The organism is Gracilinema caldarium (assembly GCF_029265695.1).
Lineage (GTDB): Bacteria > Spirochaetota > Spirochaetia > Treponematales > Breznakiellaceae > Gracilinema > Gracilinema caldarium_A.
In genome coordinates this window covers 143427-159557 of sequence record NZ_JAJUHW010000001.1, presented here as the reverse complement: position 1 = coordinate 159557, position 16131 = coordinate 143427, and the positions used below count along the sequence as shown (strand labels likewise).

Below are 16131 nucleotides of genomic sequence, written 5' to 3'. Positions count from 1 at the left end.
TGTTCGATAAAAAAAGCTGCAAAAAGCTTCACGCTTTCTGCAGCTTTTATTGCCTTGCAATACAACCGTCAGGCTTTATCGGTTGTTATGGTTATGCCACCCTACACCAAGTTGGATTAAAGCTATTTATTTAAACACCAATCCATCTCCGGACCGGTCTACCACAACCTCAGAACCCTCTTTGTACCGGCCAGAAATAATTTCTTTAGCCAGCGGATTTTCCAGCTCCGACTGTATGGTCCTTTTAAGCGGCCTGGCGCCATAGAGAGGATCGTAGCCCCGTTCGGCAAGGAAGTTCCGGGCCGCTTCGGTAACCATGAGCCTGATCTTCCGGTCCTCGAGCCTATAGGCGAGACGGTTAAGCTGTATATCCACGATTTTGTGGATTTCCGCCTTGCCAAGCCGGTTAAAGATAACTGTCTCGTCGATCCGGTTAAGGAATTCGGGTCTAAAGGATGCTTTAAGGAGTTCCTGCAAGGCACCCCTAATTTCTTCGGTGTCCTTGGCGTTAAGTATCAGGTCAGAACCAAGGTTACTCGTCATAATGATAATGACGTTCCGGAAATCCACTACCCTACCCTGGCCGTCTGTCAGACGTCCATCATCCAGAATCTGGAGGAACACGTTGAATACATCAGGATGGGCCTTTTCGATTTCATCAAAAAGAACCACGCTGTAGGGCCTGCGGCGGACCGCTTCGGTAAGCTGGCCGCCCTGTTCATAGCCCACATAGCCCGGAGGAGCGCCGATGAGGCGGCTTACGGTGTGCTTTTCGCCGTATTCACTCATGTCAATCCGGGTCAGGGCCTTTTCCTCGTTAAAGAGAAACTCCGCAAGGGTTTTTGCGAGCTCGGTTTTACCGACCCCCGTTGGTCCGAGGAAAAGGAAGGACCCTAAAGGCCGGGCAGCATCGCTGAGGCCTGCCTTGTTCCGCCTGATCGCATCGGCTACCGCCTGGACCGCCATGTCCTGGCCAACCACCCGTTTTTCCAAAACCTTTTCCAGCTCAAGGTATTTTTGCAATTCGCTGGAAAGCATTTTTGAAACAGGAATCCCCGTCCAGCTGGAAACCACAGAAGCGATATCTTCTTCGCTTACCTCTTCCCGTAAGAGGCTTACCTCACCCTGCTTGGCTTCCATACGGTCAGATATTTCTTTGAGCTTCCGCTGGGCTTCAGGAATTTTGCCGTATTTTATTTCCGCAGCCCGATTCAGGTTACCCTCCCGCTCGTAGCGGGCTTCCTCGATTTTCAGCTCCTCTATCTGCTGTTTCAAAAGCCGCAGTTCCTGAATATCCTTCCGCTCGCTTTCCCAGCGGGCCCGCATGGCATCCCGTTCCGCCGTAAGATCCGCAATTTCCTTTTCGAGCTTCTGCCTCCGCTCTACTGAGGCAGGATCATCCTCCCGCTGGAGGGCCTGTTTTTCGATAGAAAGCTGCAAGAGCTTGCGTTCCAGCTTGTCCAGTTCGGTGGGCCGGCTATCCAGTTCCATTTTAAGCCGGCTCGCCGCTTCGTCCACGAGATCTATGGCCTTATCGGGAAGGAAACGGCTCGTAATGTAACGGGTAGAAAGGGTCGCTGCCGCTACCAGGGCCTCATCTTTGATACGGACACCATGGTGTACTTCGTAGCGTTCTTTAAGTCCCCGAAGGATTGCAATGGTGTCTTCTACCGACGGCTCAGCGCAGTAAACCTGCTGGAAACGCCGTTCCAGGGCCGCATCCTTTTCTATGTATTTGCGATATTCGTCCAGTGTTGTTGCGCCGATACAGCGCAGTTCCCCTCGAGCAAGGGCAGGTTTAAGCAGGTTGCTCGCATCGGTGGCACCCTCAGCAGCCCCTGCGCCTACAAGGGTATGGAGTTCATCAATAAAGAGGATAATCCGGCCTTCCGCAGCCTGGACTTCATGGATTACGGCCTTAAGACGCTCTTCGAACTCACCGCGGAATTTTGCCCCCGCCACAAGGGCTCCCAAATCCAGGGCAAGGAGGCGCTTGTTTTTAAGTCCCTCGGGCACATCCCCCGCAACGATACGGCGGGCAAGGCCTTCCACAATGGCGGTCTTACCGACCCCCGGTTCACCGATAAGAACAGGGTTATTTTTTGTCCGCCGGGAAAGGACCTGCATAACACGCCTTATTTCTTCGTCCCGGCCAATTACCGGATCTAGTTTTTCCTGCCGGGCAAGAGCGGTTAGGTCCCGGCAGTATTTATCCAGCACCTGGTATTTTTCTTCCGGGTTTTGGTCCGTAACCCGGGCATTGCCCCGGACGGACTTGAGGGCAGAGAGAATAGCCTCTTTAGTAACACCGTTTCTTCGTAAAAGGTCTGCAGCGGGTCCTTCTGCCTGGGTCATGGCAATAAGGATGTGCTCGGTGGATACAAATTCATCCTTTAGGGATGCCGCTTCGGCCTCTGCTTTTGCAAGCACCCTGCTTGCGGCGGGTGAAAAATACAGCTGCGCCGCATCTCCGTAAACCTTGGGCTTTGCAGCTACCAGTTTACGGGCTTCCTGGGATACAAGTTCAGGATCCGCACCGATTTTTTCGATAATGGGCGCTACAATGCCCCCCTCCTGCTCCACAAGGGCGAGCAGAATATGTTCCAGTTCCACCTGGGTCTGGTCATTCTTTTGGGCTAGACTGGAGGCCTCCTGGAGCGCCTCCTGGGCTTTTATGGTAAGTTTATCGTAGTTCATGTCTATAAGATACGAAGGAAACGGGCCCTGAGGCAAGCAGTTTTCCACAGATTATGCACAGGCTACTTAAAAACGCAGCCTGTACATAGGATATTTTCATAAAGAGAATCTTATCAAGATAATTTTATTTTGTTGGATACAAAAGCGGCATATCGTTGGTCTTGCCGGTAGTTGCAAGCTCCTCCGGAATCACCTTCCAGTTATTCAAACTCTGAACAGAAACTGCACCTTGCTGTTTTTCAAACCATTTAAGCAGGTAGAAGCGGAGATCTTTAGTGGTTGCGCTGGTCACATACTTCATAGCAAGGATATCACCCTTTGAAAGACCAGCCCCTTTCTCTAGATGTCCGCCGCCACCCTGGGCTCGGTAAGAGTTAATTGCTACCGAGTAGGTTTTGTTCATATCAAAGGGGGTACCGTCGGCCATGGAGAGTATGTTGACTCGAGATCCCGCAGGCTTAGAAACATCCACAGTATAGTTAATTCCTGCTGCAGAATCATAGTTATAATAGCGGGTGGCAGTTAAATAAGAACCTGTCCGGGCATCCTGCACAAGCTTACCATCCTTGTCTTTTTGGAATGCAATAATATGATTCCCTTCATTAGGCATAGTATCGAACCAGTATTGATATGAATATTCAAGGAAATCCTTTACCTGTTTTCCTGTCAGATTCATGGTATACAAGAAATTTTCATAAACATAGAGATTAAACATATCTCGGACATACAGTGTTCCATCCGCACTGGAAGGAATGGTTGCGTTCATAGCAAGAGGGGCAGCAAAGGAAATATCTGCTTTTTTAAGCCCCATGGCAGGATCTGCGCAAAGCTCAAGTTGAATTCTATGAATAAGGTCTACAAAGACAGAATCCCCAAACATAGAGTCCCTGGTAGTAATGGATCCGAGCATTTTTCCAACCGGCCGATCTACCCAGGCTTTTATTTCATCATAAGCAGGCTGGAACTGGGATACAAAAGCGGTATCTGCGCTTACGTCTTTCATATCCTTAAGTTCACCTTGAATTGTTTTTTTCCAAACCTTAGCATCCTTATCCCAAAGAAGTGAAAGGGTAACAACAGGGATTTTTACCGCATTATTTAGAGCGCCATAAATGTATACTGTTTTACCGGTACTGTCTTTTACTTCTGCTTTTTTCTTGGCTACCGGATCCCAGCCCATACCGTCCCAGCCAGCGTGATCATGACCTACAAAGATAATATCAAAACCGGGGACTTGTTCTGCCACTAGCTGGCTTGCATTTTCATTGCTCACCGTATCCCGTGAAGCACCGCTATAAGTATAATCTACCCCAGCATGGAAAAGGCCAATTAGAACATCAGGTTTTTCTTTTTCCATAATGATGGGAACCCATTTTTTTGCAGATACTACCATATCCTCAAATTTCATACCGCTCCAAAACTGAGGTGGAAGCCAATCAGGGATTTTTGGAGTAATAAGGCCCAGAATTGCAATTTTAACCCCACCCCGTTCAATAATCGTATAGGGCTTAAAATAAGGTTCACCGTTTTCTTTAAGTATGTTTGCACAGATAACTGGAGCCTTAATTTCTTTATATAGTTTGTCGTATACAGCATGCCCTGCTTCAATATCATGGTTACCCACACCAACTGCATCATATTTTAGATAATTCAGAGCCTGCCCCCAAATATGGGGAACGGAGGTTTTCTCAAAATTGTAGTAATATACCGTCGGTTGTCCTTGTAAAGAATCGCCATTTTCAAGAAGAACCACATGCTTCTTAGTATTCCGTAAATCAGAAACAAGGCTAGATACCTGAGCCAAAGAAGTCGGCATAGCTTTGGCAGTTATAAAATTGTAAGGGAATATAACTCCGTGCACATCAGAGGTTTCAATAAAGGTAATTTCCAGGGGTGTTACGGAATATTGTTCTTGAACCGAAACAATTTGCTTCCCTTGGGCAGCTTTATTGGGCGCACTTGCACAACCAAAAACTAAAAAGAGGCTCAGCAATACAAGACCAAGTTTACCGAACCATCGCAACTGATCCTTTCTCATATATTCCTCCTCTATGAGATTTCCCACCTATGGGGCTGTTATGATACACCCGCCCTGTAGGAAATGCAAGAATTTTAGTACACAAATATGTATACAGTAAAAATTACATTAAAAAAGTTACCCAATTTACCATTTAATGTTTGATAGGTTTAAGGTAAGCGGGATCCACCAAAGAGGGCAAAACCAGCAAGAGTGTGAATAATAGAAACTGCAACAAAAGACCGATGCTTTTCATAGATATATCCGGTTATAATGCCATACAAAAATGTAGCAATCATAGCTTGATACCCATAAATTGCATGGAATTCTGAAAATACTATACTGGTCACTATAATAGCGCTTGTCTTTTTTTGATCGATAGTTTCAAAAGCTTTGACGAAATAACTTTGCAATATACCTTTTATCGAAATTTCCTGGACAACTGCAACAAAAGGATAAATAAGCGAGAAAAAACCAAAATATCCGGTAAAATTATAGATCTCATACCCCTTTTTTATCAGGTGGTACCTATAAAGTAGCGCAACAATTGCAAATGGTATTCCAAATAATATACCGTCTTTTATATTCTCCCACAGATTTCTAAAATTCATTCCATAATAATAATGGTTATAGGGCAGCACAAAGATTGCCAAAACTACCATTATTAAAAAGACGAGGTCTATTGCTAAAAAATAACAATTAGTGCTTACTACCCCATTATAAAACGCAACTATACTGACTATATTTACCAAACTAGTAATAACAATAAAGAAAGTAGTAAACAATGACTTTATAACCCTGTTTTTATAAAGCAATTCTTTAGATATTTCGTCTTTGCTGTGCTGTTTCTGTGTTATCATTTATTAAATCCATTGGGTTTTAAAACTTAGAGACTCTTGATATTGGCTCACTATCTCAGTTTTAAAGCACTTTAATATTAAAATCTTATTAATGCCCCTATTTTAAAAGAATATAAGAGATAGGTCAAGAAAAGATGTTGCTTTATAGAGAATCGAGCAATAGAAAGTATTAATTTTTTTCTATAACCTCAAAAGCCCTTTCTTTCTCGTGGGGATACAGATCTGGCGGCATATGCTCTTTCCCAAGACTTTGGGCTACCATATAACGAGCACAATGCAGGTTATTAGTTCTACAGTACTCATTCTTAAGCCGTTCAATATCCGCTGGTTTATCAGCCAGTTTCCCATTAAAAAAAGGGCAATTTTGAATAAATTCACATTCTGACATACCTCACTCCTTTACTTTTTTTATGGTAACTCAATCAGATCCATCGACCGAATCCTGCTGGATTAAGCCGCTTTCTTTAAGTATAACTTTAATTATAAAGAGTATCGATGAAATTTTCCAATAAAAAGGAGTCATTACAAATGGAAAACCCCGTTGTTTTTTTGCATGGCTTTAGCCATGAGCAGATGATTGCAATTATGCGGGCCGCAAAGGCAGCGGCTAAGGAATTGGGCTTGGATCCCCAGAACATAGTTTTTTCTTCATCAACGGCGACTAAAATGGAATGGAAACTCAAGGATTTAATCGCCGAAGTCCGGGAAGAACATGAGTATATGAAAAAGAACCCGCCTCAAGGCGGGCGGCTTGCATAAACCGCCCGTGTAAACAGATTACGCAAGCGGTTTTCACAAACAATTGGTTCAGATGCTTAGACTGGTATATCGGTTACGGACACTCCGAGTTTTTCCGCACAGGATTGGGCCTGTCCGTTCCCGGTTACCACCGCATTGTGAGCGGTTTCGAGAGCGGTCGCCAAGGCCTCTGTCGCTGCGGTGAGCAGGTTCTTATCCATATTGATGATATACTCGAGCTTTTTCTGCCGCATCCAGTCTTCGATACCCGTGAGGAAGCGGAGGAAGTCCGCAAAACCCTTGTCCGGATTAGTCCGCGGCCGACTTTCCTTGGCAAAGGTTCCAATAACAGCTTTTTCCAGTTCTTCATTTTCAGGAAGTGCTTGTAATGCCTTCCGAATAGCATTCGGGAGAGCATCCAGTGATCGAGCGGGATCAGGATCTCGATAGGTTGCCATAATAAAGGCTGGTTCAAGTCCATCAGGATAGGCAAAAGCGCCGTAGGCACCGCCCTTCATTCTAATATCTTCCCAAAGCAGGCCTGTAGAAATCCAATGAGAAAGTACCAATTCCGCAGCTTGTAAGGGGCTTGCAAAGGGACTAGCAGGCAGAGCTAGCGCAGCAAAACCAACCTGCAATGCCCCGGAGCGGTATACCTCATGAAGCTTTTCCGCATTTGCCGCCGAGGCAAGGACATCTCGAAAGATATTTTTTGAGCGCGGCCGGGGTCCTGCAAAGCCCATGAGCCGGTTCGGCAATACAGAAAGAGCAGCCTCGATGGCTTCCGCCTGGCCTGTAATGTTAACAATCATACCGCTCTTCGTAAAAAGCTCGTCCCGAATAGAGGCAAGTTTTTGGGCTACCGTTTCGATGGGTAACTCTAAGAGCCGGTGGGCAAAATCAATCTGGGGTATGCCATTCCATAGATCATCTACAAGCCGGGAGCGGCTCAAGGACCGGGAGGCCCGGGAAATCGCATAGGAGTGTCCAGAGGGGGCCACCGAAGAATCCAAATCGTTTTTATACTCCAAAAGGAGATCCTTGAGCCGTCTGAGATCGGAAAAATCTGCCTGCATCATAAGGGGCAGAACCAGGTCCAGGGCGGGATTGAGCTTTTCGTTCAGAGTTTTCATCCTGAATACAAGCCAGTCCCTGTTCCTCAGCTGGTAGATTCCGCCAGGGCAGGCAAGACTTTCGGCGGCCCCCGGCGCGGCAGAAGAGGTATGGAGCAGCGCATGGAATGAACCGACATGCCGGGCCATCTGGCTCGAAAGTGCATCGTAGGAAAGGCCAGGAATACCAAGACCAGGTATGGTTCGGGCAAGGAGCGGCAGCCACAGATATTGATCGGTATCTAAAAGGTCTACCGGAAGAGCTATATCAAGATACACAATATGGTTGGTGAATAATTCGTGCTCAAGGACGGGGATACCCCCCAGGTCATATATGTTTCGGGGGACTTGTTCTATGGTCGGTAGTAAATCTGTCCGGGAAATATGGGGTATGCGGGCCACCGCTTCGCTTGAGTCCTCCGCCTCCTGTATTGCCTTGAGTTTTTGCGTCTGTTCAGCCAGGGCTTTTTTTTCGTTTTCAGAAAGCTTATTAAACAGTTGCTCAAGTTCCTCTTCGGTCTCACGATCGAGCTTTTCTGTGAGGCCTATCTGGGGATCTACAGAAAGCAAACACCGATGGAAATTGTTTATGAGACGGCTTTCGATCAGGGATTCAAAATAACGGGGGTCCGTTTTAAGTTTATCTTCCAGGGCATGGAAATGTTTTTCGAATAGGAGATTGTTCCATGGAACTTGGCCATGAATCCAGGAGCGCAGTATGCGGCGCATCCAAATAAGCGAAAAGGGACCACCGGCTCGGCGTATTTCCTGGTTCGAAAATTTCATACCAAAGAGAGCGCCTTCAATTTCCTCTTTTGGTATGCCGTGAATAACCAAACCCTTAAGGGTGTCTAAAATGAGTTTTTCGAGGTCTTTTTTATCCTTCGCGTCCATACCCCGTAGGCCCACGGTAAACACAAGCTGCCGCAGTTCTCCTTCAAGTCCGGTGGCGGGGGCAATATCTTGGCCAAGACCGGACTCCACAAGGGCTTTATTGAGGGGCGATCCATCGTGGCCTAAAAGAATTTCCGTAAGGGCTGCCATGGCAAGGGCATTCTCCGCATCGGTGCTGTCCCCGAGAACCCAGGAAAGCAATACCGTGGATTTTTGATCCTCCCCGCTTGCAGGATAGGGGACAGAAAGCTCTCTGCTTTGAGACCAGGGTTTTGCTAAAGAGATCGGCTGCACAGGATGGCCCGGTTCAAGATCCGCAAGTATATTGTGGTCCAGGAAGGCAAGCTGTTCTTCCGTCGGAATGTTTCCGCAAAGGACGATTTTACAGTTAGCAGGATTGTAATGAGTTTGATGAAAGGCCTTGAGATCTTCCCAGCTTAACTGTGGTATTTCTTGGGGATCGCCCCCTGAGTCATAGGCATAGGGAGTATCGGGCAGTACGGACCGGAAGGCCCAGTCGGCTGCAATGGGGTCCACCGATGAATAGTTGCCCTTCATTTCGTTGTACACCACACCGGTCCGCTCAATGCGCCACCGGCCAGACTGTTCATCCGGAGAGAGCTCCAGCCGGTGTCCTTCCTGCTGAAAAATCCATTCATCTAAAAGGGGATGAAACACCGCATCTCCATAAACGGACATCAAATTAAAATAATCCTGCCGGTTGGTGCTCGCCGCAGGATATACCGTTTTGTCTGGAAAGGTCAGGGCATTCAGAAAGGTCTGGAGGCTTCCTTTAGCCAAAACAATAAAGGTATCCTTAAGGGGATATTTTTTGGATCCGCAGAGTACCGAATGCTCTAAAATATGGGCCACCCCGGTGGAATCGGAGGGCACGGTCGGAAATGCGAAGGCAAAAAGATTTTCTTCGTCGTCGTTAAGGATATGAAAAACCTCAGCACCGGTTCTTATATGCTTTGCCCAGATGCCGGTAGCGTGCAATTCATCGAGGGGCTCTCGGGCGAGTATGGTAAAGCCCGCAATTTCTTCGACAGATACTGTTTTTTGAGTCAAAACTTCCTCCTAAGCTGCTTTCGGGGCCCTTTGCACATTGATGCTCTTTAAAGAGCATCAATAAACAATCAGCGCCCTAAACTAAGATGTCCGAATCATCAACAAGCAATATGGTGCCATTCTCACGGCCTGTGCGGAACCAGGAAAGAAAATTTTGCACCACCTCTTCGGTTTCCTTCCGAGGAACCGGTCCCAAGAGGGTACGCTCTTCTTCCACCAGAGTTCTTCTATTGGCAGACAGATTGCTTTTAATCTTGTCGATAAACTCTGGCTCTTGCCCCTTAAGAAGCAGGGCAATATCCCGGTCTTCCATGGTCCTGAGCTTTTCCTGCAACGCCCGGTCATCGCAGCGCACCACATCATCCAGGGTATACAGCTTTTCTTTAATATCCCGGGAAAGCTCTGGATTTATGTCCTCTAGGTTTTCGAGGATTTCATCTCCTAAGGATGGATCCGCATGGCGAAGTATGGCCGCCAGCACCGCCTTGCCATCTACCTCAGTGGTTTCGGTTTTTCCCATCTTATGGGCCCGTTCTCTGAGTACTTCGGCGACCTTTTCTATCACTTCGGGACTGGTCTTTCCCATCTTTGCAAGCCGCTTAACCACTTCGAGTTTCTGGTCCTTAGACAGATTTTTGATACAGGCCGCCGCCTTTGGTGCCGAAAGCCGGGCAAGCACCAAGGCAAGCACCGGGGCCGGTTCGTCCTTGAGCAGCAGGACAATCTGTTCAGGGGAAAAATCTTCCAGAAACTGGAAGGGGTTTTCGATAGCATCCGGAACGGCCCGCCGCAGAAGGGTCTCGCCTTTTTCCTTTCCAAAGGCGGCGGCAAGCAGGCTGCGGGCCACATCGATGCCCCCCCTATCCTGGGCTGTAGTCTTTGCATGACGAAGGGCCTGGGAAAACAGGGCCCGAAACTCGGCTAGTATGGCCTCCCCTTCTTCATGCGAAACAGTCCGTATGGCAGCAATTTCCTTGGTTATCGCCTCTATCTGCTCCGGTTCAAGCTTGGATAGGATGGCTGAGGCTTCCTTTTGCCCAATAACAATAAGGAGTTTCGCCACCTTTCGGTATTTAGATTCTCCCTCTTTGCCGGTTTGCGCTGGTTCTTTAACTGTCTTCTGAAAGCCCACCCTTTGGGGTTGTGAAAGATGGGGCTGAGCCTGAGCAGTTTCAGATCGAGGGGGCTGTGCCCCAGAGTTTTGAGAAAGCGGTGGCTTTGGCATACGCGGCTGAGACAGAGATTGCTTAGAAACAGGAGAGGCTTCTGTTTCCTTTTTGTCTGGTTCTAGAGGATTATTATTTTTATTGGCCGTATTTTTTAAATATGCCGCAAGCCGCCGCTGTTCTACCGGTCTTTGATCCTGGGCCATGTTTTACCGGGGATCAATGGCTTTCAGGTACTGAAGCCGTTCATACTGTTCATTCTGGGGATGAGCCCGGCGGGAAAGACTGCCCCGGAAAGCATCTACCGAAGCATAACCCAGCTCATCCAGCATAGATGACATTTCATCTCGAATGGAACCGAGCACAGCCCAGCCCCCTGCATTGATGGCGGAACAGAGCTGCACCGTCTGAGCTCCGGCGGCAATAAACTTAAGGGCTGTTTCGGCAGTATGAATTCCCGTACCGCCCACCAGCTCGCAGGCTGCAACTCCATAGAGGTTAGCGATCCAGCGGAGACTTTCGTGATATTCCTGGGTCCCGCTCTTTGCAGGGCCTGATACGATAGCCCGCTTTTTTAAATCAAAATCGAAACGGTACAAACGATTAAAGAGTACCACTGCCCGGGCCCCTGCGCCGGCGAGGCGTTCAACGATAGCAAAGGGGTTGGTAAAATAGGGACTCAATTTAACCGCCAAAGGTAAACTGGTTCTGACTGACACATTGCGAACGATGCTGACCACGAGGTCTTCCAGATCCTTGGCGGTAACCTTTGGAGACTGGGGAAAGGGCGCAATGTTCAGTTCCAGAGCCTTGGCACCGGCGCTTTCAAGCTGTTCGGCAAAATCGAGCCACCGATCATCGTGGATACAATTAATGCTTGCAATAACCGGCACCGAACCTGCAGCGGACACCGCATCCTTTACCAGCTGCAAATAATCAGCACTTCCCCAGTGAGACGCAAGGGCATCCATCATTGCCTGGGCTTCTGGGTTTGCTTCGAGCTGTTCCGCAGGGATCGCGGCTAGCTCCTTGTGTATTTGCTCTTCAAACAGGGATTTTAAAACGATAGCGCCGGCCCCTGCTTCGGCGGCTTTTCGTATATTGTCTTTGTGGGCGGTAAGGTTGCTTGATGATACTACCAGGGGATTCCGCACTGGGATTCCCAAATAGGTTGTAGAAAGTTGCGCCATGGGCTGCCTCCTGTAGTACTTTCAGTATAGGATGAGTTCTATGTATTGGCAAGAAGCGGGACCTGTGCGACAATAAATTTTGCTATCACAGAATAAACAGGAGGCTGACATGTCAACAGTTACAGCTGGTGTCGAAACATGGAGAGATGAAACAATCGGAGCTGCAGCGGTAAAGGCGCTGCAGAAAAATGGCTTTGATGCCGAATTTGTGTCGACCATGGAGGAAGCAGCAAAACGGATCATGGAGTTTATCGGTGCAGGCAAGCGTATCGGCTTTGGCGGATCGATGACCATAAAAGCCCTGGGTATCGCCGATAAGGCTAAGACTCTGGGGGCTGTCATTTTGGATCATAACGTTCCGGGTCTCAGTGCGGAACAGAAAATGGAAATTTTACGCAGCCAGCTTACCTGCGATGTCTTCATTTCCAGCTCAAACGCGGTCACTTTGGATGGATATATCGTCAATGTTGATGGAAATGGAAACCGTGTGGCAGCCCTGACCTTTGGTCCCCAAAAAACGGTGGTTGTGATAGGGACCAATAAAATTGTCCGGAATCTGGAAGAAGCCCAGGCACGGATCGAAACTATTACTTCGCCGATGAACAACAAGCGGCTTGATAAGCCCAACCCCTGCGTTAAAACCGGCATATGCCAGGATTGTGCCCTGGAAACCCGTATCTGCAGGGCCTACCAGGTACTGCGCAGGAAACCGTCCCTTTCTGACTTTACGGTCATCGTTGTCGGGACCTCCCTGGGCTTCTGACAAAGAGAAAAACCTGCCAGGGCATTTTCAAGGTCCGACAGGCTGCCGAAATGCCCGATGCATTTCGACAGCCCGCAGCTTTATTAATTCCTGATTAATTCCTGCTGCCCGCGGGTTTTATGGTCGGATGTTCCGGGTCTCTTTTTGCAAAGTCGTAGGCCCGGCGGGCGGCCTCGGGGGGCAGGGTTGCATAGGCACAGTAGTCCCGAACCTCAATGGCATCCACGAGGCGCCCGGGGACACCGCCTGCCCGCATGAGGAGCCCCGCCACGTCCCGGGCAGAAGCTCCGTGCCGCCGGCCAATACCGATATAGACCCGGTCGCCTGCCGCCCGCCGGTGCGGCGCTTCACCGGACCGGTACGAGCCTTCGCGGTCGCTCCGTTCCCGGATACGGCCGCTTTTCCCATCCCGGGCATCGCCGCCGAAACGGCCGGAACTTCTCCCCCGCTCAAAGCTGCGGTCGCTGCCGCGAACCGGGCGATCGGTAATTTCCACAATCGGCCCATAGCGGGAAGGATCCAGCTCGTTTCCGTAGGCGGAGGCTACCAACGCCTCGATGGCCCGCCGTTCACCGAGGGTGTTAATAAGCTCCTCAGCTACGAGGGATCGGGGATCCCCAGGAGCAAAGAGGGCAGCGCTGAGGGCCGTTTTTTCATCAATATGAACCGCTTCGCCCTCTGTTTCAGCTTGTTCAGAGAGGACCTGAACCGCAGCGAGTATTTTTTGGATGACCCGCTTTTGGCTTGCGGTCATCACCGCTGGAACCGAGGGAATCGGCATTTTCTGGATAGGAGAGCCCAGGGCTTTTTCCATGCTTCTTGAAAGCTGGGTGATGCGGCCCCGGGAAGCGGGAAGCACGAAACTGATAGCGATCCCCCTGCGGCCCGCCCGGCCGGTGCGGCCAATACGGTGTACATAGGTTTCCCGGTCGTTCGGCAGATCCCAGTTGATAACATGGGTAAGCCGTTCTACGTCTATACCCCGGGCTGCTACGTCGGTGGCCACAAGAATGGTGGTCATCCGAGAACGAAAACGGCGCAGGGTGCGTTCCCGGCCTTCCTGGGACAGATCCCCATGAATTGCCTCGGCGGCGTAGCCGTTTTCCACGAGGCGGCGTGCCAGTTCATCGGTTTCTACCTTGGTTCCGCAGAACACGAGGCCGTAAAATTCATCGGCCCCGTCGATGATGCGTCTGAGGGCTTCGAGCTTATCTTCTCTCCGCAAAAGGAGATAATACTGGTCTACCGCAGGTTTTTCTTCCTGGGATGCATGGTCTTCCACAATATCAAACTGGCCGATATGGCGTTTTACCAGGGACAGGATTGCCTCGGGCATGGTGGCAGAGAAGAGGGCTACCCGTCGATCCGCCTTTGTCTTGGAAAGGATAGTCTCCACATCTTCGAAAAAGCCCATGTCGAGCATTTCGTCGGCCTCGTCCAGGATGAACCAGTCCACTTCTGACAGGTCCAGGGAGCCCCGGTCCAAATGGTCCATGACCCGGCCGGGGGTTCCGACTACGATTTCCACACCGCGGCTCAGGTCCCTGAGCTGGGGCCCGATGGAGGCGCCGCCGTAAACCGCTGCAATCCGCGGGAAGGGACCGCCTGCGAGGGATTTGATTTCCTGGGCAACCTGGAGCGCCAGTTCCCTTGTGGGGGTAAGAATGAGAGCCCGGGGTTTTTGAGAGGGGGATGCGAGGCGCTCGACCAGGGGGATACCGAAGGCGGCGGTTTTGCCGGTGCCGGTCCTGGCTTTAGCAATCAGGTGGCCCTCATCAGCCAAAAGCCGGGGCAGAGCCAGGGCCTGGATTGAGCTGGGAGCAATAAAGCCCTTTGCCTTGACGGCAGAGAGCACCCGTTCGGACAAGCCGAAATCGTCGAAAGAGAGGTTTTGTGTCGTTGTCATGTACGTCCTTGGCGCAAATTCCCGACTGAGCGCTGGGTAGGCCAATAGAACGGTAGTAGGATTTACAGGACTATTAACGCTGACTGCGGGATTAACGCAAAAATATGATAACGGATAGTACTATATGCAGCCTATTCATGTCTAGCGGGTATTATGCTCAAATGAGCTTGCGGGACAGGTTTTTTCAGCACAGGAAGGATTTTGGTTATGTCTAAAGATTTTATCTCCATAGAAAAACTGATCGCTGCGGGTCTTACAGCGGCGGGACTGCAGTACCTCTATCCGTACCAGAGGCTTGTTATTGCCAATATACTTGAGGCGGCCCGTTCTGCTTCCATACCGATGGAGATCCTTGAGCCTGAGGAAAGCAAGATTGATGAAACAGCTCCGGACAGTGACGAAGATACCTGGAAAGGTTTTGGCAAACAAATTGTCATTCTGCCCACCGGAGCTGGAAAATCCCTCTGCTTTCAGCTTCCTGCCCGTATTATTGCCCGGCCAACATTGGTAATATTTCCAATTTTAGCCCTCATGGCGGACCAGGCCCGGCGGCTTAAAGAACAGGGAGCCCGGGTGGCCCTTATCAGGGGAGGCCAAAGCACAGAGGAACGGGCAGACCTCGCAGCATTGCTACAGGAACCGGAGAACACCTTTATCATCGCCAATCCTGAGGTGCTTGCTGGGCAGCCGGTAAGGGCCCTCCTTAAAAGTGCCCAGATTGCCCATGTGGTCATTGATGAGGCCCATTGCGTAAGCCAATGGGGCGAGACCTTCCGGCCGGCATACCTTGAACTGGGAAATATCATATCTGAACTGAACCCACCCTTGGTGACGGCCTTTACCGCCACCGCAAGCCCTGCGGTACTTGATAAAATCCGGCACTACATTTTTGGTGACCAAGCGGTCCACCTGGTAATGGGGGACCCGGACCGGCCCAATATCAGTTACCGACTGGTCCGAAGCCTCGTAAAAGAAGCTGCCCTGCGCTCCCTTTTAGCCCATATCCCCCGGCCGGCCATCGTGTTTTGCAGTTCCCGGTCACGGACAGAACAGCTTGCCCAGGCGCTTCGCTACGACCTGAAAACTCAGGAGATTTACTTTTATCATGCGGGACTTGAACGGCAGGAAAAGGATAAAGTGGAAACATGGTTTTTCTCCAGCAAAAAGGGCATATTGGTGGCGACCTGTGCCTACGGCCTTGGGGTAGATAAAAGCGACATCCGCTCGGTTATCCATTTTGACTGTCCCAGCCTGGTGGAAGCCTATATCCAGGAGGCTGGCCGAGCTGGCAGGGATGGGCAGAATGCTACAGCTATTCTCCTCTGGGGACCTGAAGACGAGCTGCGCAGCGGAGCTATGGCTCTGTACGGCAGCAGCAGAGGCCGCTGCAGGCGGAGGCTCTTGCTTTCGCTCTTGGAAGGAAAAAGCGATGAAATGATACAGGCAAACTGCACAGGCGATGAGAGTTCCTGCGATGAGTGTCTTGGGAGAGCATCAGGGTCATGGCGGGAAGAAGCGGTGCTGCAGACCTTAATAAAACAAAGTCCCCGGCGTTTTACATTAGCCGAAGCGGCAGACTTTATTGCTAACCAAGAGCGTCTCGATTTATCCCGAGAAGAAGCCCGGAAGGCCCTGAGCACGTTGCTTGCAAGGGGGAAACTTAAAGAAAGCCGCTGCCCCCTGTGGAATAAAGTATTAAGCTGATGCGAAAGTTCGC

11 protein-coding genes are annotated in these 16131 nt (G+C 49.8%); 3 read left to right on the top strand and 8 right to left on the bottom strand.

The annotated features are described in order from the left end of the window. Window positions 1–126 precede the first annotated feature (126 nt). From clpB to Q7P68_RS00640, 4 genes are all read right to left on the bottom strand, one after another. Window positions 127–2697 carry an ATP-dependent chaperone ClpB gene (clpB, locus tag Q7P68_RS00655; protein WP_304221516.1) on the bottom strand — a complete coding sequence of 857 codons (2571 nt, stop codon included), beginning with the start codon at window positions 2695–2697 and terminating at the stop codon, window positions 127–129. A 124-nt stretch (window positions 2698–2821) separates the two neighbouring features. After that, complete coding sequence (locus Q7P68_RS00650; protein ID WP_304221514.1) at window positions 2822–4735, bottom strand: bifunctional metallophosphatase/5'-nucleotidase; 1914 nt, start codon at window positions 4733–4735, stop codon at window positions 2822–2824. Window positions 4736–4884: 149 nt separating this feature from the next. Next, window positions 4885–5574: a CPBP family intramembrane glutamic endopeptidase gene (locus tag Q7P68_RS00645; RefSeq protein WP_304221512.1), complete on the bottom strand. Its 690-nt coding sequence runs from the start codon at window positions 5572–5574 to the stop codon at window positions 4885–4887. 169 nt (window positions 5575–5743) lie between these two features. Next, window positions 5744–5962: a hypothetical protein gene (locus Q7P68_RS00640; RefSeq protein ID WP_304221509.1), complete on the bottom strand. Its 219-nt coding sequence runs from the start codon at window positions 5960–5962 to the stop codon at window positions 5744–5746. Window positions 5963–6102: 140 nt separating this feature from the next. Here Q7P68_RS00640 and Q7P68_RS00635 point away from each other — a divergent pair, with 140 nt between their 5' ends. After that, window positions 6103–6333 carry a DUF3783 domain-containing protein gene (locus Q7P68_RS00635; protein ID WP_304221507.1) on the top strand — a complete coding sequence of 77 codons (231 nt, stop codon included), beginning with the start codon at window positions 6103–6105 and terminating at the stop codon, window positions 6331–6333. A gap of 56 nt (window positions 6334–6389) precedes the next feature. On the opposite strand, the gene Q7P68_RS00630 is transcribed toward Q7P68_RS00635, so the two are convergent. From Q7P68_RS00630 to Q7P68_RS00620, 3 genes are all read right to left on the bottom strand, one after another. Further along, window positions 6390–9389, bottom strand: a complete 3000-nt coding sequence (locus Q7P68_RS00630; RefSeq protein WP_304221505.1) for an insulinase family protein — start codon at window positions 9387–9389, stop codon at window positions 6390–6392. A 76-nt stretch (window positions 9390–9465) separates the two neighbouring features. After that, on the bottom strand, window positions 9466–10761 hold the full coding sequence (locus tag Q7P68_RS00625) for a flagellar motor switch protein FliG (RefSeq protein WP_304221502.1): 1296 nt from the start codon (window positions 10759–10761) through the stop codon (window positions 9466–9468). Between the two features lie 3 nt (window positions 10762–10764). Further along, window positions 10765–11745 (bottom strand): dihydroorotate dehydrogenase-like protein, encoded by a 981-nt coding sequence (locus Q7P68_RS00620; protein ID WP_304221499.1) that lies wholly within the window; start codon window positions 11743–11745, stop codon window positions 10765–10767. Between the two features lie 109 nt (window positions 11746–11854). On the opposite strand from Q7P68_RS00620, the gene Q7P68_RS00615 reads away from it, so the two are divergent. Then, the gene (locus Q7P68_RS00615; protein ID WP_304221497.1) at window positions 11855–12508 is read left to right on the top strand and encodes a lactate utilization protein; all 654 of its coding nucleotides are present in this window, start codon (window positions 11855–11857) and stop codon (window positions 12506–12508) included. A 94-nt stretch (window positions 12509–12602) separates the two neighbouring features. Here the strand turns inward: Q7P68_RS00615 and Q7P68_RS00610 are convergent, their stop codons facing one another. Beyond that, window positions 12603–14414 (bottom strand): DEAD/DEAH box helicase, encoded by a 1812-nt coding sequence (locus Q7P68_RS00610; RefSeq protein ID WP_304221494.1) that lies wholly within the window; start codon window positions 14412–14414, stop codon window positions 12603–12605. 207 nt (window positions 14415–14621) lie between these two features. Here Q7P68_RS00610 and Q7P68_RS00605 point away from each other — a divergent pair, with 207 nt between their 5' ends. Continuing rightward, complete coding sequence (locus Q7P68_RS00605; RefSeq protein WP_304221493.1) at window positions 14622–16118, top strand: RecQ family ATP-dependent DNA helicase; 1497 nt, start codon at window positions 14622–14624, stop codon at window positions 16116–16118. Window positions 16119–16131 lie beyond the last annotated feature (13 nt).

Excerpts from the sequence above, each read along its gene's own strand:
- clpB (WP_304221516.1), bottom strand. The coding sequence starts at position 2,697 with ATGAACTACGATAAACTTACCATAAAAGCCCAGGAGGCGCTCCAGGAG.
- Q7P68_RS00650 (WP_304221514.1), bottom strand. The coding sequence starts at position 4,735 with ATGAGAAAGGATCAGTTGCGATGGTTCGGTAAACTTGGTCTTGTATTG.
- Q7P68_RS00645 (WP_304221512.1), bottom strand. The coding sequence starts at position 5,574 with ATGATAACACAGAAACAGCACAGCAAAGACGAAATATCTAAAGAATTG.
- Q7P68_RS00640 (WP_304221509.1), bottom strand. The coding sequence starts at position 5,962 with ATGTCAGAATGTGAATTTATTCAAAATTGCCCTTTTTTTAATGGGAAA.
- Q7P68_RS00635 (WP_304221507.1), top strand. The coding sequence starts at position 6,103 with ATGGAAAACCCCGTTGTTTTTTTGCATGGCTTTAGCCATGAGCAGATG.
- Q7P68_RS00625 (WP_304221502.1), bottom strand. The coding sequence starts at position 10,761 with ATGGCCCAGGATCAAAGACCGGTAGAACAGCGGCGGCTTGCGGCATAT.
- Q7P68_RS00620 (WP_304221499.1), bottom strand. The coding sequence starts at position 11,745 with ATGGCGCAACTTTCTACAACCTATTTGGGAATCCCAGTGCGGAATCCC.
- Q7P68_RS00615 (WP_304221497.1), top strand. The coding sequence starts at position 11,855 with ATGTCAACAGTTACAGCTGGTGTCGAAACATGGAGAGATGAAACAATC.
- Q7P68_RS00610 (WP_304221494.1), bottom strand. The coding sequence starts at position 14,414 with ATGACAACGACACAAAACCTCTCTTTCGACGATTTCGGCTTGTCCGAA.
- Q7P68_RS00605 (WP_304221493.1), top strand. The coding sequence starts at position 14,622 with ATGTCTAAAGATTTTATCTCCATAGAAAAACTGATCGCTGCGGGTCTT.